Genomic DNA, 21,445 nt, shown 5'->3' with positions numbered 1-21,445 from the left:
TACTGTCATGAGTTTACGATAATTGCCACGCTGGTTTCGTTATTTTTTTGTCAATAAAGTTAAAGCGCTTTAACTTTTGGGTACAAGTCATTTAAACAAAAAAAGGGGGCCCTCGAATGAGGTCATCAAAGGAAAGCCGCCGTCAGGGAAGGATGTTCTACTTTTTTGTCTCCCCATGGCTGCTTGGATTCATCGTACTTGCGTTATTCCCGATTCTGGCTTCCCTTTATTACAGCTTCACGGAGTACGACATTATCAATACGCCAGTGTTCATCGGGGCGGACAATTACCGAGAGCTGTTCCAGGACGAACAGTTCTGGAATTCGATCGGCGTCACGCTGAAGTATACGTTCATCAGCGTACCGCTCACGCTGCTCCTGTCGCTCTTCTTCGCGATGCTGATCAATCAGAAGATTCCGTTTCGCGGATTCTTCCGGACGGCGATGTATTTCCCGAGCATGATCTCCGGCGTGTCGATGGCGCTTCTCTGGTTCTGGGTGTTCAATCCGCAGGCCGGCCTGTTCAACTACGTGCTGTCCTGGTTCGGCGTCGACCCGTCATCAAATTCGCACAGGATGCTCCCGCTTCTTAAAGATGGGGAGGAATGTGCGTCAGGCGCTAGCCTGAATGATTTTTCAAATGTTCTTGACCTCCAATATATGCTATCATAAGTATAGAAAGGAGGCGAACGTATGATCGCAACAGTTACGGCAAAAATCAAGATTAAGCCGACGGATAGTCAAATGGAGGCGCTGCATCAAACCATGATTGCTTATCGGCGAGGCTGCAATCTGGTCTCTGACTGTGTGTTCGACTCGAGCGAATTAAAGCAGCCTGCTTTGCACCGAATGACCTATCAATTCCTCCGCGGCACGATTGGTCTGCGCTCCCAAATGGCTCAGTCGGTGATGAAAACCGTCATTGCCAGATACAAGACGATTCGGAGCAGCGGCCACGATTGGACGCGCGTGCAGTTTAAGAAGCCGGAATATGATCTAGTCTGGAATAGGGATTATTCGCTGAACGCGCAGCTGTTCTCCGTGAATACACTTCAGGGCCGCATCAAAGTCCCCTTCGAATCCAAGGGAATGGAAGCTTATTTCGACGGCACTTGGACATTCGGCACAGCAAAGCTTATCTGGAAAAAAAGCAAATGGTTTCTGCATATTCCTGTATCTAAGGAAATAGCAGCTCCTGGGCTGCAGGACATTGAACAAGTTGCTGGGATCGATCTAGGCATCAACTTTATTGCCACGGCGTACGGCACCGATGGCAAGACCGTCTTCTATCGGGGCAGGGCGCTGAAACGAAAACGAGCAAACTACAAACGGTTGCGTTCGGAGCTGCAGCGCAAACAAACGTCGTCATCCCGTCGCAGACTGAAGCAAATCGGAGAACGAGAAAACCGTTGGATGACCGACGTGAACCATCAGGTCAGCAAGGCACTCGTTACCCGGTATGGAGCAAAAACGTTGTTCGTGCTGGAGGATTTGACAGGTGTTCGCCGCGCAACGGAAAAGACCAAGCTAAAGGATCGCTATGTGACGGTATCATGGGCGTTCCACCAGCTTCGCAACATGCTTGAGTACAAGGCGCAGCTTGCGGGATCGATCACGATTGCGGTTGATCCGAGGCACACGTCGCAAGCGTGTCCGGTATGCGGCCACATCGCAAAAGAAAATCGGGATAAAGGGAAGCATCGTTTCCATTGCCGGGATTGCGGATATGCAAGCAATGATGACCGCATAGGCGCTATGAATCTCTGTCTGAAGGGAAAACAGTACCTTCTTCAAGGTGCAGGCGTAGCATGACTAGGCTTGCAGGGCAGCTGTCAATCTGCCCATCGATAGGCGTATGCTTATCGTGGATGTAACACCACGTTCTTCTGAACGCAAAGAGATCGGAGTCGTAGAGACGTTACCACGATTGGGTAGTTACAAGCTCCCTCATCAAAAAATAGCTAAGTGGGAGTCATTGACGGAGTACTACAACAAGGATATGCTGATGGATCTGACGCCTTATCTGGGCGACTTCAAAGCATCGGACTACAGCATCCCGGAAGAAGTGATGGACATCTACAAGGTAGACGGAAAATCGTACGGCATTCCGCTCAACAGCTACGTCACCGTCATGCTCTACAACAAAGACCTGTTCGACAAAGCGGGCCTGCCGTATCCGCCGACGGACTATGAGGACAAGAGCTGGACCTTCGACAAAATGGTCGAATACGCGAAGAAGCTGACGGTCGATTCCGAGGACCTGAACGTCGCGCAATACGGCGTGGACTTCGGCTTCGGCGAGCGCAACCAGCGTCCGCAATATTTTGGAGGCAATGTCTATTCGGACGATGTTTGGACGAACGGCGGCAAGCCTTCCGAGATTAACCTGACCAAGCCGGAAGTGGTCGAAGCGTACAAAAAAGTATACGGCCTCATCTATGACGAGAAGGTATCCCCGACGCCGGCGTTCATGAAGTCCGTGTCCGGTCAGTTCGGAGATCCGTTCCTCTCGGGCAAAGTGGCGATGTCCGTCGTCGGCTCGTGGAGCCTCGCGGCATCCAGCGAGTTCAACTTCAACGTCGGCGTAGCCGCCGTACCGCAAGGGCCGAACCCGGACGTGCGCAGCGTGCTCTACATCGATCCGCTCTTCGTGCTGAAGGATTCCAAACATCCGGAGGAAGCGCTCGAATGGATCAAGTTCCTGGTGACGAAGGAAATTCAGGAGAAATCGATTGAGCTGAGCGGCGGCAACCCGCCGGTGAACCAAGACGCGGCCGAAGCGTACTACAGCAACTTCGAAGGCATCGCGCCGGAGCAGCTGAAGCAAGTATTCGACGGCGCGTACAAATACGGCTTCGAATCCTACAACCACCTAATCGCGAACTACTCGCAAATCAACGAGCTTTTCATTAACGAGCTGGCGAACGTTGAGAATGGCGAGCAGAAGGTCGAAGACGCGCTGCCGGTCATCGAAGAGAAGCTGAAGGCGCTGCTGGAGCGGGTGAACAAGTTGCTTTTCGCGATTGAACTTTCGGCGGAAGTATGGTATTCGTTAAGAAATACGTTTTTAACCGGGAGCCAATGCGATGAAAGTCAGTATCTTTGATGTAGCCAGAAAATCGGGATTGTCGGTCGTGACCGTGTCGCGGGTGCTGAACAATTCGTCTTCGGTCCGCCAGAAGAACAGAGATAAAGTGTTGCAGGCGATGAAGGAGCTCGATTACCACCCGAATGCCGCCGCCAGAAGTTTGGCGAGGGGGAAGACGGGGATCATCGGCCTCACTTTGACGACGCTGCACGACTCGTTCTTCGATGCCGTCGTACATGAGATCAACGGCAGGCTGGCCGACCACGGATATTATTTGGCCTTGTCGGTCTCGAAGAGCTACGCGGATACGATTCATCGGCCTTTGTTCGAGGAGGATCGCGTGGACGGCGTTATTCTGCTGTCGCTTCCCCCTGCGGACGAGGGCAAATTTATCAACGATTTGACCAAGAAAAACATTCCGTTCATCATGATCGATAATTCGAACCGGAATCCGGCGGTGACCTCCATCATCGTCGATAACTTCAGGGGCGGCTATGAGGCGACCAAACATTTAATCGATCTAGGGCATACGGAGATCGCCCATATCGCCGGTCCCGCGGATTACCTCAGCAGCAGGGAGCGGGAGCGGGGTTATCGGAAGGCGCTGGAAGACGCGGGGCTGCAGCCTTACGCGGTGGAGAGAGGACCGTTCGAGATTCCTTTCGGCTACCAAGTCACGATGAACTGGATTGCTGCCGGCAAGCTGCCGCCGGCGATCTTCGCGGCGGACGACTACATCGCGATCGGCGTCATGGACGCCTGTATGAACGAAGGCATCCGCATCCCGCGCGACGTCTCCATCGTCGGCTTCGACGATCAGGTGCTGGCGTCGGAGTTCCGCCCGATGCTGACGACGATGCGGCAGCCCGCGGACCGCATCGCCGCGATGGGCGTCGACCTGCTGCTCGCGGCCATCAACGACGCTGACGCACGCAGAGTCACGGTTCAAGTGGAGCCGGAGCTGATCGTGCGGGAGTCCACGGCGGCGCGGAGGTAGGTCCGCAAACAGTTTTAACACTTCGAGGTCCTGGTACGTTGCTGCTGGGACCTTCTTTTCCTTATTAAGTTAAAGCGCTTAAATAAAATGAGTTGAGAGGCAGTGATCATCGCATATTCCTTGCTGATGGCCGATAAACAATGGGGAAGCGATGGATCGATCGATTACAGCGGCGAGGCCGTGAAAGTAATCAACGCGATTATGGAGAGCGAGGTTCATCCGGAGCATTTTCACCTTCAGCTTGGCGACTGGGTGTCCATCTCCAACAGCGAACCGAGCTTTAAGCCTGCAACGCGGCTGTCGGATATTATCAAAATTAACGAGAATACCCTCACTTCAAGTTTGGCTAAGTGGGGGGGATGAATCGTTCTTTTTTTGAACCAAAATAAGAACATATGTACTATAATAGGTCTATCCACTACTTGAGAGGATGTTGTGCGGCATGTTGGTCCATAAGGCGTATAAATATCGCATCTACCCCACGGAAGAACAGCAAACGCTCATCCGACAGATGTTTGGTTGTTGCAGGTTTGTCTTTAACCATTTCTTGGCGAAATGGAACGACACGTATGAGGCAACGGGCAAGGGGTTATCTTATCACGCCTGTGCCACTGGGCTGCCAGCACTGAAAGCTGCCTTTGAATGGCTCAAGGCTGTCGATAGCATTGCTCTTCAATCAGCCGTGCGCCAGGTAGCGGACAGCTTCGACCGGTTTTTCAAGAAGCAAAATCAAGCTCCGCGTTTCAAGAACCGTAAACATTCTGTTCAAAGTTATACGACAAGATTTACAAACGGCAACATTGCGATGAGCGGCAATGGGGTCAAGCTTCCCAAGCTTGGTTGGATTCGTTGTGCAAATTCGAGAGTCTGCGAAGGCCGCATTCTGTCAGCAACGGTGCGGCGGAATGCGGCAGGCAAATACTTTGTCGCTCTCGTTTGCGAGGTGGAGCAACAACCATTGCCGCCAGCTGACAAGCATATCGGTGTGGATCTTGGGCTCAAAACGTTTGCCGTATGCTCGGATGGCAGTCGTTTCGCGAGTCCTAAGGCATACCGCACATACGAAAAGAAGTTAGCTTTCTGGCAACGCCGCATGAGCCGGCGCGCCAAAGGCGGATCAAACTGGCATAAAGCCAAGCAAAAGGTGGCTCGCATTCACGAGAAAATAGCAAACACCCGTCAGAACTTCTTGCACCAGCTCACGACAAAGCTGATTCGCGAAAACCAAACTATCAGCATCGAAAGCTTGCAAGTGGCGAATATGCTTCAAAATCATAAGCTTGCCAAATCGATCGCGGATGCGTCTTGGGGCGAGTTCGAGCGTTTGCTCCGCTATAAAGCCGAATGGTATGGACGCACCTTAAAAGTGGCGGATACGTTCGCGCCAACGAGCCAAACCTGCCATGTCTGCGGCTTTGTAAATCCGGAAGTCAAAAGACTAACGGTGAGGCAGTGGAGCTGTCCTTCGTGCAATACCCTGCATGATCGAGACGAGAATGCAGCTAAAAATATAAAGAGAGTAGCTGTTTAGCTACTCACTATAGCTGTGGGAACCACAGTTTCGCTTGGTGTACAGCTCATCGCTGCACAATTCGAACCGATAGGATCGATTACCCAAGAATCCCCCACTTCAAGCATAGCTAAGTGGTGGGAGCGTTCAAGCTCCAGCACATGAAAGAATTTTACAAAGCGACCGACGACAAACGCTGGTTGAAGGTGATCGATACTACCTATACGATTATAGGCGATCTGCATGAAGGGTTTAGCGCGGAGACGGGCTTGCTCCCCGGACTTCGTCTACAGGGATGCCGAGGATGGCAAATATAAACCGGTGTCCAGCCACTGTTGGCTGCTGCCATCGATCATCGCGCTTACAAATGCATTCCCGTACGACCCGTGCATTCCTTCCCGGCTCAGCTATCTTAGGGAGGTGACAAGGCGCTTGATATAGCTTTCACGCCGCCAAAATGATATAGTGTTCACGAAATGGAGGTCGTGATTTTGCATAAAAACAAACCGAAACAATCGAAAGCAAGCCGTCCGAATATCAGCCAGTATACCGTCAAAGAGCCGACGGAGCTGCTGCTTTTTTTATTGCATAAACAAGCCAAGCTCGGTCGGAACTCCGTTAAAGCCATACTGGCCCGCGGACAAGTATCGGTTAACGATAAAGTCGTGAAGGAGTACAATTACCCCCTTCAGCCTGGACAAACGGTCATCATTCGAAAGGATCGGGTGGTCGAAGAAGCGCCGCTCATCGGTCTGACGATTCTGCACGAGGACGAGGATATCATCGTCATTCAGAAGAATGCGGGTTTGCTGTCGATCGCTTCGGCTCAAGAAACCGAAATGACGGCTTACCGGCAGCTGATGAGCCATGTTCGCGCAAAAGATCCCGGAAGCAGGGTTTTTGTCGTGCATCGTCTGGATCGGGATACTTCCGGCATCATGATGTTCGCCAAAAGCGAGAAGGTTCAACAGCTGCTTCAGAACGACTGGCAGGACGCCGTCAAGGAGCGTACATACGTAGCACTGGTTGAAGGCAAGGTGAAAAAACCGGAAGGCACGATTTCGTCATGGCTGAGAGAAAGCAGCACGCTCAAAATGTACTCCAGCCAGCGACCAAACGACGGCCAGCACGCCGTGACGCATTACAAAACCATTCAATCTAGTAGCAGCTTCACATTATTGGAAGTCCAGCTCGAAACCGGGCGAAAAAATCAAATACGCGTCCACATGGAAGACATCGGACATCCCATCGTAGGGGACAAGAAGTACGGATCGAAGTCCAAGGCGCTTAATCGTCTGGGTCTCCACGCACGCGTGTTGGCTTTTGTCCATCCGTCCACAGGCCAGCCCATGCGGTTCGAAACGGAGATTCCGAAGGCGTTTCTTGCTTTGATTCGATAATTGGAAGACCGAACATTGCCAGGAGGATCAAAATTGAATCAACATTTATGGTTGAACAGCATCTCCCCCTTTGTTCGAACAGGAAGAATTATGAAGTCCTATTCCTTAACTGGTGAGTGGATGGATCATGATCATGTCTATACGTATATCGAGCAAGGAGAAGCGGAATTTATTCTCAGCGGCGTAAAGTATGAAGTAGGCGAAGGAGATGTGATAATCATGCATCCGTTGATGTCTCATCTGATTCGATCTACCTCCGATCTTCCCCTTATTCAATATATTTTTCATTTTGATTTGTTTTATGACGAAAACAGGAGTCGATTGAAGAACACAAGCGCAGTTCATTTTCGAAGGGATGATATTCTAGCAAAGGAAATGAGCTTGGCCGATATACATCCGGTTGCTCATTTGAAGCTTGCAGATCGAATGGAGTGCAAGAAGCGATTTTTGCAATTGCAGCAAGAAATAACGATCCCGGTTCAGAAAAATATACTTCTAATCAAATCACTTTGTCTGGAGCTGTTGCATTTATTTTTCAAAAACCAGTCTGAGCATAACCAAAGTAAAGGAAAAATGACTAAAGGCTGGCCGACGATTGAGAGAGCCATCGAGTGTATGAATAAGCGTTATCATGATCCTCTGCTCAAAAATGAGGATGTGAGCAACTATGCGGGCGTAACGCCTAATCACTTGTCGTATTTGTTTAAAAATCAGCTTGGAATATCCATCTATAATTATTTGAAGCATGTCAGGATCGAACAGGCAAAGCTCAAAATTTTATTAGGCAATAAGACGATTACAGAGATTGCAGAAGAGGTGGGCTTCTCTAGCATTCACTTATTTAGTCGCTCCTTCAAGGAGCATGTTGGAATAACGCCAAGCAAGTATGCCGCAACACAGTCAACAAATATTCAGATCACATAGTAGGCTAGCAATACAATATTAGGTGTCTGTATCTTCCTTAGATTGAGGGGAGTACAGGCGCCTTTTTGTATGTAATGAAGTCTTTTGCATGGCGAATGAGGCAGTGGAGAGTATAGAAAGCCTTGAGAGCGAGATGCAGATTTATAGATAAATCAAACACATACAAAGTAACGCAACAGTACCGTAGTATCAACTGTAGAGCAGTATATATAATTGCAGGGCTTATCGATTGAAAATGAATCGATCGTAGTCATAGACAAAAAATCATTTTTACAGGTAAAGACATTCTGCGTGTCAGGCTTTACATTAATAGGGAATTGATGATGAGGAGTGATCGCTAATGATAAATAGAAAAATTATGTTTGTAAGTCCTTGGCAGGTAGAAACGGTAGAGGAACCATTCGAAGCAAGAAAACCAGGGAATGGTGAAGCTCTTGTTCAATTAATTTATTCATTAATCAGCCCCGGTACAGAGCTTGCGATGTTATCTGGTAATGAAGGCTGGGCGCCACATCCTGTATGTCCTGGCTATGCTAGCGTTAGCCGTATTATGGAGGTAGGAGAGAATGTAGCTGATTTCCAGAAGGGAGATTTTGTGTTCCATTATGGAAGTCATCAAGAATACCAATATGTGGGGACTAAAGATGTGTTTATTAAAGTTCCTGAGGGCCTCGATTTAAGATGGGTTCCATTTACCCGTATGGCAACAGTAGCCATGACCTCCGTGCGAGTTTCTAATATTGAGCTTGGTGATTATATTAGCGTATCTGGATTAGGCCTTGTTGGTAATTTAGCTGCACAGCTAGCTCGCTTGCAAGGAGCAACGGTTATCGGTGTTGATCTTGCTAAGGAACGATTGAAAACAGCTAGCGTATGCGGATTAGATTATCCGCTAAATGGGTCAGAAGAAAATGCCAGAGATAGAATTATGGAAATTACCGGTGGCAAAGGCGTCTCCACGCATATTGAGGCTACTGGCGTACCAAAGGTTGCTGTAGATAGCTTGAGCTACATCGGTTCCTTAGGGGAAATCGTATTTCTAGGCAGTCCGCGAGGAGAGTACAACACGGATGTCACGCATGTGTTGAACCATTGCCATTTGTACAACCTCGGCTGTATTACGTTCAAGGGTGCTCATGAGTGGCGGTATCCGACTGGGCCGAATCCGTTTGTTAAGCATTCCCTAGTAAGAAATTCACGTATTGTCTTTGATCTAATGAAGCAGAATCGATTGAAAATCGAACCATTAATTAGTCATGTTATTAAACCGGATCAAGCGCCAGTTGCTTATGAGGGATTGAGAAATAATAAAGATCAGTACAATGGCGTGCTATTCGACTGGACATAAGGAGGAGGGAGAAGATATGCTCAGAGGCTTAACTCGTGCGGGTGTGGGATCGATTGGAGCGGACGAGGCTTACATTCGCAAGGCTGCAAAGTATGGCTTTCAGTCTGTAGATCTTAACCCATTAGATTTGATTAGAGTACATGGTCAAGAAGGCGCTATTCAATTACTAGAAAGCAATGGAGTAATCATTGGGTCCTTTGATCTTCATGTGGAATGGCGTTCATCTGAGGAGCAATTTGTTGAAGGACTGCCTTCATTAATGGAAGCGGCGGCGGCGGCAGCTTCATTGCGCTGTTATACCTGCTGCACATACATTTTGCCTGCAACCGATGAGCCGGCGGCATCCTTTATTATTGCGGCAACAAGGAGGCTGCGAATCGTATCCGAAATTTTAGGAGCTTACGGAATATCATTAGGATTAGAGTTTGTAGGCAGTCATCACTTACGCACGCAATGGTCGAATCCAACGATCTGGAGCATGAAGGATACGCTTAGCTGGATTGAAGCGATTGGGTCTCAAAATGTGGGGTTATTGCTCGATTCCTATCATTGGCACACGAATGGATTAACTACTGAAGATTTATTGCAATTAAAGCCGCAGCAGATCGTTCATGCTCATATTAATGATGCGAAAGACTTGCCTATCGAACAGTTAATCGACAACGATCGTTTATACCCAGGAGAAGGCGTGATTGATTTGGCAGGCTTTATCTCTAGCCTGCAAAGCATTGGCTATCGGGGAATCGTTGCACAGGAGGTCATATCTTCATCCATAGAGCAAAGTTCAGATGTTTTACTTGCTAGATCTCAGGCAGGATTTGATAAGGTGTTTGGTGCAGGAGGCGTAATTTAGGATAAGGAGATATGTACGCCAAATAATGATAGAATAAGAAACGGTACTAAACTTTCCATAGGAGTATAGGATAATCGATATCAAACGGAGGATTAGACAGAATGTCACGATCAGAGGGGATCAAGCTAAAGGAATTGCTGAATGGGACTTCAATGGAAACCCTCCCTTTTTTACATAAAGCAATAGCTCTGACGAAATTAGTTCAATCGGTTCATCGGCGAAATACGATGATTGGCGATTTGAATCCAGCAGGCGTTCGAATCCAATCCGAGATGAATCTAGCTGTTCTGGCAGACCATAGTGAGATAGATTACGCCTATATAGCTCCCGAACAAACAGGCAAAATCAATCGTACGCCCGACAGGCGCTGCGACTTGTATGCACTAGGCGTGATGTTTTACGAGATGCTGGCGGGGAGTTTGCCGTTCCAGGCGCACAGTAAGGAAGAGTGGGTTCATGCTCACCTTGCAATGACAACGAAGCCTCTACGCGAGCTGCGTCCAGAGACGGAGGGGTCACTCGAAAATATCATCATGAAGCTGTTGTCGAAGTCGCCTGAGGAGCGCTATCAGAGTGCTTACGGGTTGTTAGCCGATTTGAAAAAGTGTTTTTCGTCTCTGGAGCAAAATGGAGAAATCATTCCTTTTGAAATTGCCTATACGGATGAGGCCAGCCAATTTCGGCTTCCGCGGTCTCTTTTCGGCCGAGAGGCGGAAAGTGAAACGCTGCGCGAAGCTTATGAACAGACTCGTACGGGAGCATCTCCGTTCGTATTCGTTAGCGGCAAAGCCGGCAGCGGTAAAACCGCCCTGATTCGAGAGCTTCAGACATCGGTCATAAGGGACGGGGGCCAGTTTGTAACGGGCAAATGCGATCTGATGAATCGGGATATTCCTTTTGAACCGATCATTCAGGCGCTGGGCAAATTGATCCGGCAAATGTGGAGCGAATCGTCTGAACGAAAGGCGAAGCTGAAGGCTCGATTAACGGAATCATTAGGCACGGGAGCGGGTGTCATTGCACAGTTGCTGCCGGAGGCTGTAACGCTTCTTGGTATCTTTCCTGCTGTAGAACCGCTGCCTCCTGCCGAAGCGACGATCCGGTTGCAACGACTGCTGCCTATTTTTATGAAGTGCTTTGCGAGTAAGGCGCATCCGCTGGTGCTGTTTCTGGACGATCTTCAATGGGCTGATCCGGCAACGCTGGACGTCCTCCGTACGTTGGCGCATGACCAAACGCTGCAAGGTTTATTCATAATAGGCGCATCTCGGGAAGAGTCGCCTCCACTGGCTGATACCCCTCTACAGATGAGGCATATCGCCCTCGAAGCGCTATCCTACATCGAAGTAAGACAGTTTGTATCGCATATGTTACATGAAAATACGTCGCGAGTTCGATCGTTTGCCGAGTCGCTTTACCATCGTACAGGGGGCAATCCGTTATACGTACATCGACTGCTCGACAGTCTGTATCGCGATAACAAGCTTTATTTTGATGAAGAACAAGCGATATGGACTTGGGAAACCGATGCGATAGATCAACTAGCAGAAGATCCTGACATCCTTCATTTGATTGGGAATCGCATTCGGATGCTGCCGGAGGAAACGATTGAGCTGCTGGCGATAGCGGCAGCCATCGGGCACCGCTTCCGCCTTGCCACAATAGCGCTTGTAAGCGGGCGTTCCATATCTGAAACGCTCGAGCTGTTACAATCCGTAGTGGAAGAAGGCTTACTACGACGGGACAACGACACGGATGAAGTGGAGACGGGGGGCGGCCATTATACCTTTTTGCATGACCGTGTGCAACAGGCCGCGTATCAAGCTGTTCCTGAATTGGAGAAAGCGGCTTTTCATCTGAGGATCGGACGAGCGATGAGAAGCGATGAGCCGGGCGAGCTGGAAGAGCCGGAAGAGTCGATCTTCGATGTGGTCTACCATTTGAATCGGGGCTGCGATGAGATTACGGATGAAGCGGAGAAAGAAGCGCTTGCTGCCTACAATCTTCAGGCCGGCTTGAAATCGAAGGCCTCTACGGCGTTTGCGGCTGCGTTGCATTTTCTGGAAACCGGCTTGCGTTTGGCAACGGACGATAAGCAGGGAACAGGCTCTGTTGCCTACCGGATTATGCTAGAGCTGCCCGAGTGCGAATACATGTGCGGTCGCGTAGACCGTGCGGAAGAGTTGCTTGACCAGTTGATGACCCGTACGACGGATACACTAGAGCGTTCCCGCATTTACCTCATCCGGATCGCGATGAATGCTTATTCGAAAAAAGACGATGCAGCATTAAATATTGGGCTTCAGGCGCTAGCGGAGTTTGGTTGGAATTTGCCTGTGAAGCCATCGAAAGCTGCAATGGCAAAAGAAGTGGCGTTGACACAATTCGCCCTGTATCGGACACGTGCCGAATTGCCGTGTTTGCCGGTTAACCGTGAGCCAGTTTATAGAGCCCTATCGGATTTAGTCATGACAATGTCGGCTTCGGTGTTTGTGTCAAGCCCCGAGCTGGCTGCCGTGTTGTATCCCAGATTCATCCGTTACGGTCTGAAACATGGGAACAACGAAGCGTTTATTTTTATGCTAGGCGCATACGGCATGATGCTTGACCTTGGATTTCCACGTAACAATGCAGGCGCACGATTAACGAAGCTCGCTTACGAGCTTTCGACATCCTTTGAAAGCGCGGTGCTTAGAGGTCGTCTTCATTTTGTCATGGGTCTCAGCGGGCAATACCGCAGTTCGCATGAAGCGGTGAAGCATTTTGAGAAGTCGGTAGACTATGGGCTGCAAGCAGGCGATATGACATTCGCTGCCTATTCAACGGTGTTGCGCATTATTAATCATACCGGCGACCTGTATGTGTTGTCTGCATTCATGTCTGATTGTGAACAATCATACGAGAAAGTGCTGGATGAAGTAACGCTGAAGCTATTTCGTATTACACGAATGTATATGAGGGAGCTGCAGGGTGAATCCGGCACTCTTGATGAGATCGATGTTCCGGTGCGAGGGGAACATCTTAACGTGAACCAAAAAAATCAGGCATTCTATTACTGCACATGCAAAATGGAAACGGCCTATTTGGCAAAAGGTTACCGAATGGCTCTGAAATGGGGGGAACGTGCCAGATTTAACGAGACTCGGCAAAATCCGCTCCTAACCTGCAAACAGCTTCTATATCAGTCGTTGTCTCTGGCCGCTCTTTATTGGGAAGATCAGACGGAAGGGTCCAAAGGCATTCGTGCCGCGTTGCATAAGCAACTGCGCTCCATGAAGCAACAATCCTACTATTCTTCAGGATCAATGTTGTCGGCTTATATGCTAGTCACTGCTGAATTGCGGTGGATAGAAGGAAATCGGGCAGCCGCAGCAAAAGGATATGAGGACGCAATCCAGGCAGCGCGAAGCGAAGGATACGGATTGCTGGAAGCGATCGCTTGCGAACGAGCTTCTATGTATTACAGAGAAACGGGGATGACAACGGCTGCGGATGCGCTCATGGCCGATGCCTGTACTGCGTATTCAAGGTGGGGCGCCACTGTTAAAGTAAGCAAGCTGAGAGAGGCATACCCCGAGCTGCCATTGTTTATGGTACAAGTGCAAGAGGACGGTAGGGCGGTCACTGAAAAAGCGGGGCGAGATGAAGCTGCTCGCGAAGCAATGCCATTTATCGTGGACGAAAAAGCGCTCATCCGGCAAATTTCGGGAAGGTCGAGTTCGAGAGACAATGAGGATGTTATGGTTCGTTTCCTTGATTCGGCACTCCACTATTCAGGCGCGGTGAAGGGGTATGTGCTGAGTAGTCGCGAGGAACAATTTTCCGTATTGGCGCGAGCAGGAGGCAGAGAACAACTCGCTGAAGCTCCTTCGTACGCGGAAGCTATCGTTCGTTATGTCGTCAACAGCAGCGAACCGGTCGTACTTGCGGATGCCTCAGACAGCCCTTTTGCAGCTGATCGTTATATCCGTCGCTGCAAGCCGAAATCGGTACTTTGTATGCCTGTTGTTTGGCCAGAAGAGTCGTTGCCGTCAGTACTTTATTTGGAAAATAATTTGATCTCCGGCGTGTTTAACGAGATGAAGCTGGAAGCGCTGGAGCTGATGATTAGCCGAATGGTTTACTTGAAGTCATTAGCGGAATCTCGCGAACAGATTAGCGTGGCGAGCTCCGCACCTCATGCGCAGCCGCTTGTCGAACGGCTGACAGACCGTGAAACGGAAATTTTGTATGCCTTGTCGGACGGCTTATCCAATAAGGAAATTGCCTTCCGTTTCGGGTTGACGGAAGCCACGGTCAAAACGCATCTTTCCAATCTGTATGGAAAGCTCGGCGTCAAACGGCGATTGCAAGCGATCGCGCAGGCAAGGGAACTGAGGTTGCTTGAGTAGTTTCTACAATTCAAACAAACATCCGCAATCGGAGCCAACAGGCTCCGATTTTTCGATGTTTTTCGACATATTTCTGCTTATCTCATACTTTTGGATGATACGTTTCTCGCGAAAAGAGGCTATATTTTATTAACTTGTACACGATGAAGGTGATCAGTGCTCGACATACATGATCATTCACCTGGTAACAGCATATTTGAAGGAGGAACTGGAATGAGTAAACTATTAAACAAAGGAATATCCATCATGCTCGTATTTGCGATGGTGATGGGAGGCATGTTCGGACTAATTGTGCCTGGGGGAGGCAAAGCTTATGCGAGTGTCGACCTGGTATGGGGAAATGTAGGCAATGCGGGCTTTTCGACGGGTGCGGCACGGTTCACGTCTTTGTTTGTAGATCATAGAGATGACAAAGACATTCCGTACGTGGCGTACACCGATGGGAATGGCAAAAAAGCCACAGTAAAGAAATATGACGGAACGGATTGGGTGCTTGTTGGCAGTGGCGCAGTTTCTACGGGTATAGCAGAATACACGTCCATGTTTGTAGATAACACTGGCATTCCGTACGTGGCGTATATCGATAAAGCGAATGGATCCAAAGCCACGGTGATGAAATATGACGGAACCAATTGGGTACCTGTTGGCGGAAGTGCTGTTTCGACGGGTGGTGCAAATTACACATCCTTGTCTGTAGATCACGCTGGAACGCCATATGTGGCTTATATGGATGCAGCGAATGGCAATAAAGCCACGGTGATGCGTTATAATGGGGCCGCTTGGGTACTTGTTGGCGGAAGTGCTGTTTCAACGGGCAGTGGAGAATTCACGTCCTTGTATGTTGATACCACTGAAACGCCATATGTGGCTTATTTGGATGGAGCGAACGGCTATAAAGCCACGGTGATGAAGCTTGACAATGGAAGTTGGGTTACCGTTGGCGATCCTGCTTTTTCGACAGGTATAGCATATAACCCGTCCTTGTATGTTGATAACACCGGAACGCCATATTTGGCTTACTTGGATGGCTTGGATAAATCGAATGGAACCGAAGCCACAGTTATGAAGTATGACGGAGACGGTTGGGTGCCTGTTGGCAGTGGTGCTGTTTCGTCGGGCAGTGCATCTTTCCCATCTATGTTTGTAGATGACAATGGAATTCCGTATGTAGCTTACACGGATGACACGAATGGTTACAAAGCTACGGTGAAGAAATTTGATGGAACCGATTGGCAGCTAGTTGCTAATAGTGCTGCTTCGCCAAATTCCGGAGCATACACGTCCTTGTATGTAAATGATGGCATTCCATATGTGGCCTATTCCGATGGGTCGAAAGGTACTAAATTGACGGTAAGAAGTCTCTTAATGAATCCGTCTGCACTATCAGCGGATACAATTTATAACGACGATGCACACGAGATTGAGATTACTTTTGAGGATAATGCTGCATATAGCAATAATATCAGAGCAGTGATGGATGGAACGACCATCATTCCAGAAGAGAATTATGTCGTCGCGAACGGTAAGATTACGATTGATGCAGGCGTTCTGTCTGTGGGTTACCATGATATCACGGTATTGGCAAACGGTTATGCAGAAGCAATAGTTGAGCAATTCATTAAGGTTGCCTATTCCGGCGAAGGAACGGGTACACAAGATGATCCTTATGAAATTGCAACCGCAACGCAATTGAATGAGGTCAGGGATCATTTAACGGAAGCAGAAGTAGGCGCTTATTTCATTCTAACAGCGGATATTGATTTGAGCAGCTATACAGCCGGCGAGGGCTGGGTGCCGATTGGTCAAAATAATAGACAATTTACAGGGAATATAGATGGCAATGGGTTCAAAATTAGGAATCTAACCATTGATCGAGCAAGCGGTAGAGAGCAAGGATTATTCGGTTATACCGGTAATGCAAGTGTTATTATCAATATGCAACTGGAAAATGTAAATGTTAGCGGCAATAGAAATGTAGGTGCTCTTGTTGGTATGAACAACGGGGCAATCAGCAACAGCTACGCCAAAGGAACCGTGAATGGAGCATATTTTGATGAAAGATCGAGTTATGCTGTAGGCGGCTTGGTCGGCGAAAATAATGCAACCATCAGCGACAGCTACGCATCTGTAAATGTGAGCGGAGATCAATCCTCAAACTTAGGCGGCTTGGTCGGCGAAAATAATGCAACCATCAGCGATAGCTACGCAACAGGAAGTGTAACAGGAACAGGTAATAATTACGGCGGCTTAGTTGGCCTCAATTATGGGGACATTGACAGCAGCTACGCATTAGGAACTGTGAATGGAACAGGAACGAATATGGGCGGATTAGTCGGCTTAAATGATGAGGGAACTATTAGTGATGACAGCTACTATAGAATCGTTACAAGTGTAAGTGTAAGTCCGGAAACAGCGAATGTCGCTCAAGGAGCAACGAAGCAACTGACAGCTACGGTCACAGAGGTGGGCGGAGCGGCACAAACCGTCACATGGACAAGCAGCAACCCTAAAGTAACCGTTAGTGCGAGTGGATTAGTGACGGTAGCTGCAGACACAGCGATAGGCAGCTATATGATCACAGCAACATCAACGTTTGATACGACTAAATCGGGGACTGCGACGATTACAGTAACGGCTGCAACAGTCACACCTGCACCAACACCAACCCCATCACCGAGTGGTGATTCTACAACTCCAGTTACCTCCACAAACGGGTCAATAACGGTACCTGTAGGCAGCACTGGCGAGGTTAGCTTGGGTGATAAGATCACGGTCACTATTCCGGCAGGTGCTAGCAACCAAGAGTTGAAGATAACGATTGAAGAACTTACGAGCACTCAAAATCTTCTTACAGAAGAGGAAGTTCTAGCCAGCCCAGTTTATGAAATTCTGAAAAACTTCTCGGAAAACTTCATTAAGCCGATCACGCTGACGTTTACATTCGATTCGTCCAAATTGAGTGGCGATCAAACGGTAGCCGTATTCTATTTTGACGAAGTGAAGAAGGAATGGGTGGAAGTTCCGGGCGGCACAGTAAACGAGGATAAAATCACAATAACTGTAAACCATCTTACGAAGTACGCCGTATTCGCTGTAGGTAAAGGGACAACCGTACCAACACCGGACACGAAACCAACGATTAACCTCAGCGACATCGCAGGACACTGGGCTGAGGCTAACATCAAGCAAGCAGTAAGCAGCGGCATTGTCGGCGGGTATCCGAACGGTACGTTTAAGCCTCAGAAAAAGGTGACTCGTGCGGAATTTGCCGTCATGCTGATGAACGCGTTGAAGTTGCAAGGCGAAGGAGCGGCGCTGACTTTCACCGATACAGCGAGTATCGGAGTATGGGCGCAGAAATCGGTCGCGGAGGCTGTGCGAGGAGGCATTATACAAGGCTATAAGGATGGAACATTCCGTCCGAATGCCGAAATTACGCGCGCAGAGATGACTGCGATGATCGCCAGTGCGCTTAAACTGTCTATCCAAGAGAATGCCGCAACCGGGTTCGCGGATGACAAGAGCATTCCATTATGGGCAAAAGGGGCAGTCGCTGAGCTGAAGAACCTTGACATCGTCGGAGGCAAAGGCGAGAACACATTTGATCCAAGCGGTAATGCGACAAGAGCAGAAGCGGTTACGGTTCTGGTGAAGATGCTGGCGCAAATGAACAAATAAAGTAACAAAAAAGCGGGTTATCCTGCAGGCGGTTGAACCAACTGCTTGAGGATAACCCTTGTTTTTTTAGGTGCCCTGAAATTAGTATATATTTGTGTGTGGACTCTAACTACACCACATATGTGGAGCGCTGCGTGTCATTCACGAGGAATTAGGAGGCGGGCATGTCCTGGAGTAAATTGAAACAGCAACTGGAAAGCTTTCTGTACCCTGCGTTAGTAGGAACGGTCGAATATCGAGCGACGAGCTACCGTTATTTGCCGGGCAAAGCGGGACAGTGTTATCTTACGGTAGACAAAAAGAACATCCTCAACATGATGGATGCGACGACGTCGATCAGATGGTACGAGACGGAACAAGAAATCAAGAACGATCCAACCATCCAGGTTTTCATCAGCGAGGAAGAGATAGCGGCGATTAGACAAAGCGCGGCGGGAACCATTCCGGAGGAACGGCTGCAGGTGATCGCGAGAAGCCGGAAGTCATCGGAGCTCGCCAAGCGGCTGATGACGGCGCAGTCCGAGTTGAGCAAATCCGATTTTGTCGCCACGGCCACCCGGTTTCTTGCTTCATCCATCGATCAGAGCTTGGAGAGCGACGACATCTTATTGAACATCCTCGCGCTGGTGGATAGACGTGTGGGGAAGAAGCGGCTGTTGAACATGCGAGGGATCATGAAGCAGAAGCATCCGAGCGTGCAATATTTTTATGAGCTGCGGCTCGGCAAATAAAGGAGGGGCGTCCCTTCGTCATCGTTGACGATAAGGATGCCCCTTTGGTGCTTCATTGCATTAGCCGAATCGCCAGTCGACTTTTTGAACAGCCATTTTCACATTGAACTGCACGGTTTTATCGAACGCGATATTCTTAATCTCGCCTACGACGTCATCGATGAAATCGCCCGTATTCTCGTCGTAAAGCTCGAGGTAGTAGGTGCCGTCGAACTTGCCGCTGGCATTCAGCTCGCCGTCAATGATCATCGAGACCTCGCGAATCTTTCCGTTGACGCGGAAGAAACCCATATGCTGCGCTACGATACCGATGCGCTTCGCGTCCATCAGATTCGTCCATTTGGACGTCATGACCAGTTCTTCGCCATCTTGAACACTCCCGACACCTAAGAGGTGGGGGATTCTTGGGTTGATGCTCCTCTTGGAGCAAAGTTGTGTCGATATTTTCTTTTGAAAAATCGCACGCCAAGCGATCCCTGTGGTTCCCACAGTTCCTCATACTTCGTTACAACGCCATGGCCTTTATATTTTGTGCTGCATTCATGTCTCGGTCATGTACCGTTTGACAGAATGAACACTTCCATATACGAATGCTCAAATCTTTCACTTCTGCATGCTTGTTTCCGCAGACGTGACAGGTTTGGCTCGTAGGGGCAAAAGCCGGTGTCTCTTTTATCGTTCGGCCATACCACTTGGCTTTGTAATGCAGTTGTCGACTCATTTCACCCCAGGAAGCATCCGCAATATGTTTGGCGAGGTGTCGGTTCTTCATCATGTTGGCAATGCGCAAGTCCTCGATACTGATCGTTTGGTTTTCACGTATCCATCTCGTAGTCTGCTTATGCATCGTATCCAAGCGGCTATTTCCAATCCTCTCATGGATTTGGGCTACTTTTCTTCTCGCTTTGTTCCAGTTGCCCCCTCCTCGCTGCCTTCTCGCCAGGATGCGTTGCCACTTCGCAAGCAAGCGTTCATACCGCAGCGTATATCTTGGATTATGTATGGCAAGACCTTCCGATGTCACTGCAAGCTGCTTAATGCCCACGTCAATGCCGAGAATACCTTCTGTTAAGGGAAGGGGCTGGATGTCGACCTCACTTATCACCGATACAAACCATTTTCCGCTTGGGGCAAGGCGCACCGTTGCCGATAGAATCCGGCCTTCAACTTCTCTTGACGTGGCATAGCGCACCCACCCTAACTTGGGAAGCTGCAAACGGTCTCCCTTCAAGGTAATGTTCCCATTCGTATACCGGGTCGTGTAGCTTTGTACGGGATGCTTGCGACTTTTGAAGCAAGGTGGATCATTCTGCCTCTTAAAGAAACGCTGAAATCCGTCAGCCAAGTTGCGCACAGCCGACTGTAGGGCAATGCTGTCCACCTCTTTCAGCCAAGGCCACTTACGCTTCATAGCTGGAAGCTGCGATGCACAGGTGTTATAGGATAAGCCCTTGCCTGTCTCCTGATAGACCTGATTCCATTTCTCGAGAAGATGGTTAAACACAAATCGGCTGCAACCCAATGTTTTGCGCAACTGCACGATTTGTTCATGATTTGGATAGATACGAAATTTGAATGCTTTATGATGGAGCATCGTTTGATTCATCACCTCGCTGCAAGAGGGATAGATGTAAAATCAACTTCATATTAGCACATATGTTCGTATTTATCCACTAACAAAATTCCTGATTCATTCACTGCTTACACTCTCACTTCGTGAGCAAGGTAGCTTAGAGGCAGGAGTATTCTAGGTGTTTCTGATAAATCGCGTTAAGTTTGGCATCGAATTGTGCTTCAGTGAAACATTGTCATTGATCTGGCTGTAGGTCGTTCCGTTTGCCATTCAATACGTGACGTCGACCTCCTGGCTTTCGTTGTTCCAGTCGACTTGGGCGCCTAGCGATTGGGTCAGGAACCGCAGTGGCACCATGATGCGGCCGCCTACGATTTTGGCGGGAACATCCAGCTTCACGCTTTTGTTGTCGACGGTTGCCGTCTTGCCGTTGACCGGAATGACGACCGTCTTTTTCTTAAAAGCGCTCTTGTATTGCGCGGTAACCCGCTTGGACTTTTGATCCCAAGTGACGCTGATTTCCATGCTCTCGGCGATTTGGCGGAACGGAACAAGCACTCTGCCATTCGTGAAGATTGGCGTTTGGTCGAACTCGACCTCCAAGCCTTGCACGTACACTTTGACGGGCTTTTGCGCCGCCGCGGACGTCAGCTGCGGGAACATGGACGCGACAAGCAGCATGATTACAATAATGGTTAGACTTTTCATTTTCATTCTCATTTGAATTCACCCCAGAAACATTCTACAGGGTGGCGAAAAAAGTTCATTATGAAAAGGATGGTATGTCTCTCGACGATTGAATGCATAGCACAATAAAGATATTATATGGTTAATAAATGACTGCTACTAAGGGATATGCCTTAGAACGGCGAAGGGGGTTCGTACTTATGGACAATAAAGCATTCTTCCAGCGGGAGAAGATGCTGGAGCTGCGAACTGGATATGTATTTGGA

At 48.9% G+C, this 21,445-nt stretch carries 16 protein-coding genes; 13 read left to right on the top strand and 3 right to left on the bottom strand.

Translation table 11 applies throughout. The annotated features are described in order from the left end of the window. Nucleotides 1-116 precede the first annotated feature (116 nt). The 13 genes from RB620_RS09170 (at nucleotide 117) to RB620_RS09110 (ending at nucleotide 18,919) form a co-directional block, all read left to right on the top strand. Nucleotides 117-671, top strand: coding sequence for a carbohydrate ABC transporter permease (locus RB620_RS09170; RefSeq protein WP_308093674.1), 555 nt, complete (start codon nucleotides 117-119; stop codon nucleotides 669-671). Between the two features lie 21 nt (nucleotides 672-692). Further along, on the top strand, nucleotides 693-1,811 hold the full coding sequence (locus tag RB620_RS09165; RefSeq protein ID WP_308093672.1) for an RNA-guided endonuclease InsQ/TnpB family protein: 1,119 nt from the start codon (nucleotides 693-695) through the stop codon (nucleotides 1,809-1,811). Between the two features lie 163 nt (nucleotides 1,812-1,974). Continuing rightward, nucleotides 1,975-3,105, top strand: coding sequence for an ABC transporter substrate-binding protein (locus RB620_RS09160; RefSeq protein WP_308093670.1), 1,131 nt, complete (start codon nucleotides 1,975-1,977; stop codon nucleotides 3,103-3,105). Then, nucleotides 3,086-4,084 (top strand): LacI family DNA-binding transcriptional regulator, encoded by a 999-nt coding sequence (locus RB620_RS09155; RefSeq protein ID WP_308093668.1) that lies wholly within the window; start codon nucleotides 3,086-3,088, stop codon nucleotides 4,082-4,084. The genes RB620_RS09160 and RB620_RS09155 overlap by 20 nt, the downstream gene beginning before the upstream one ends. Nucleotides 4,085-4,186: 102 nt before the next feature. Continuing rightward, a complete protein-coding gene (locus RB620_RS09150; RefSeq protein WP_308093667.1) occupies nucleotides 4,187-4,447 on the top strand; it encodes a hypothetical protein in 261 nt (86 codons plus the stop codon). Nucleotides 4,448-4,526: 79 nt separating this feature from the next. Beyond that, entirely contained in the window at nucleotides 4,527-5,615 is a 1,089-nt protein-coding gene (gene tnpB / locus RB620_RS09145) for an IS200/IS605 family element RNA-guided endonuclease TnpB (RefSeq protein WP_308093666.1), read from the top strand. A 470-nt stretch (nucleotides 5,616-6,085) separates the two neighbouring features. After that, nucleotides 6,086-6,994, top strand: a complete 909-nt coding sequence (locus RB620_RS09140; protein ID WP_308093665.1) for an RluA family pseudouridine synthase — start codon at nucleotides 6,086-6,088, stop codon at nucleotides 6,992-6,994. Between the two features lie 33 nt (nucleotides 6,995-7,027). After that, a complete protein-coding gene (locus RB620_RS09135) occupies nucleotides 7,028-7,918 on the top strand; it encodes a helix-turn-helix transcriptional regulator (RefSeq protein WP_308093664.1) in 891 nt (296 codons plus the stop codon). A 340-nt stretch (nucleotides 7,919-8,258) separates the two neighbouring features. Then, the gene (locus RB620_RS09130) at nucleotides 8,259-9,266 is read left to right on the top strand and encodes a zinc-dependent alcohol dehydrogenase (RefSeq protein ID WP_308093663.1); all 1,008 of its coding nucleotides are present in this window, start codon (nucleotides 8,259-8,261) and stop codon (nucleotides 9,264-9,266) included. 16 nt (nucleotides 9,267-9,282) lie between these two features. Beyond that, nucleotides 9,283-10,119: a sugar phosphate isomerase/epimerase family protein gene (locus tag RB620_RS09125; protein ID WP_308093662.1), complete on the top strand. Its 837-nt coding sequence runs from the start codon at nucleotides 9,283-9,285 to the stop codon at nucleotides 10,117-10,119. A gap of 227 nt (nucleotides 10,120-10,346) precedes the next feature. Continuing rightward, nucleotides 10,347-14,510, top strand: a complete 4,164-nt coding sequence (locus RB620_RS09120) for an AAA family ATPase (RefSeq protein WP_308093660.1) — start codon at nucleotides 10,347-10,349, stop codon at nucleotides 14,508-14,510. 213 nt (nucleotides 14,511-14,723) lie between these two features. Beyond that, entirely contained in the window at nucleotides 14,724-18,188 is a 3,465-nt protein-coding gene (locus RB620_RS09115; protein ID WP_308093657.1) for an S-layer homology domain-containing protein, read from the top strand. 164 nt (nucleotides 18,189-18,352) lie between these two features. Beyond that, nucleotides 18,353-18,919 carry an SF0329 family protein gene (locus tag RB620_RS09110; RefSeq protein ID WP_308093655.1) on the top strand — a complete coding sequence of 189 codons (567 nt, stop codon included), beginning with the start codon at nucleotides 18,353-18,355 and terminating at the stop codon, nucleotides 18,917-18,919. 60 nt (nucleotides 18,920-18,979) lie between these two features. Here RB620_RS09110 and RB620_RS09105 read toward each other — a convergent pair whose 3' ends face one another. The 3 genes from RB620_RS09105 to RB620_RS09095 all read right to left on the bottom strand — a co-directional run bounded on the left by RB620_RS09105 (nucleotide 18,980) and on the right by RB620_RS09095 (nucleotide 21,212). Continuing rightward, entirely contained in the window at nucleotides 18,980-19,270 is a 291-nt protein-coding gene (locus RB620_RS09105; protein WP_308093654.1) for an RNA-binding protein, read from the bottom strand. A 154-nt stretch (nucleotides 19,271-19,424) separates the two neighbouring features. Beyond that, nucleotides 19,425-20,513 carry an IS200/IS605 family element RNA-guided endonuclease TnpB gene (tnpB, locus tag RB620_RS09100; RefSeq protein ID WP_308093776.1) on the bottom strand — a complete coding sequence of 363 codons (1,089 nt, stop codon included), beginning with the start codon at nucleotides 20,511-20,513 and terminating at the stop codon, nucleotides 19,425-19,427. Between the two features lie 249 nt (nucleotides 20,514-20,762). Beyond that, nucleotides 20,763-21,212, bottom strand: coding sequence for a copper amine oxidase N-terminal domain-containing protein (locus RB620_RS09095; RefSeq protein WP_308093652.1), 450 nt, complete (start codon nucleotides 21,210-21,212; stop codon nucleotides 20,763-20,765). Nucleotides 21,213-21,445: the final 233 nt, after the last annotated feature.

It is taken from the genome of Paenibacillus sp. LHD-117, assembly GCF_030929555.1.
Classification (GTDB): domain Bacteria; phylum Bacillota; class Bacilli; order Paenibacillales; family Paenibacillaceae; genus Pristimantibacillus.
Note: the sequence above shows the minus strand (reverse complement) of the source record. Positions and strands in the feature narration are given on the sequence as shown.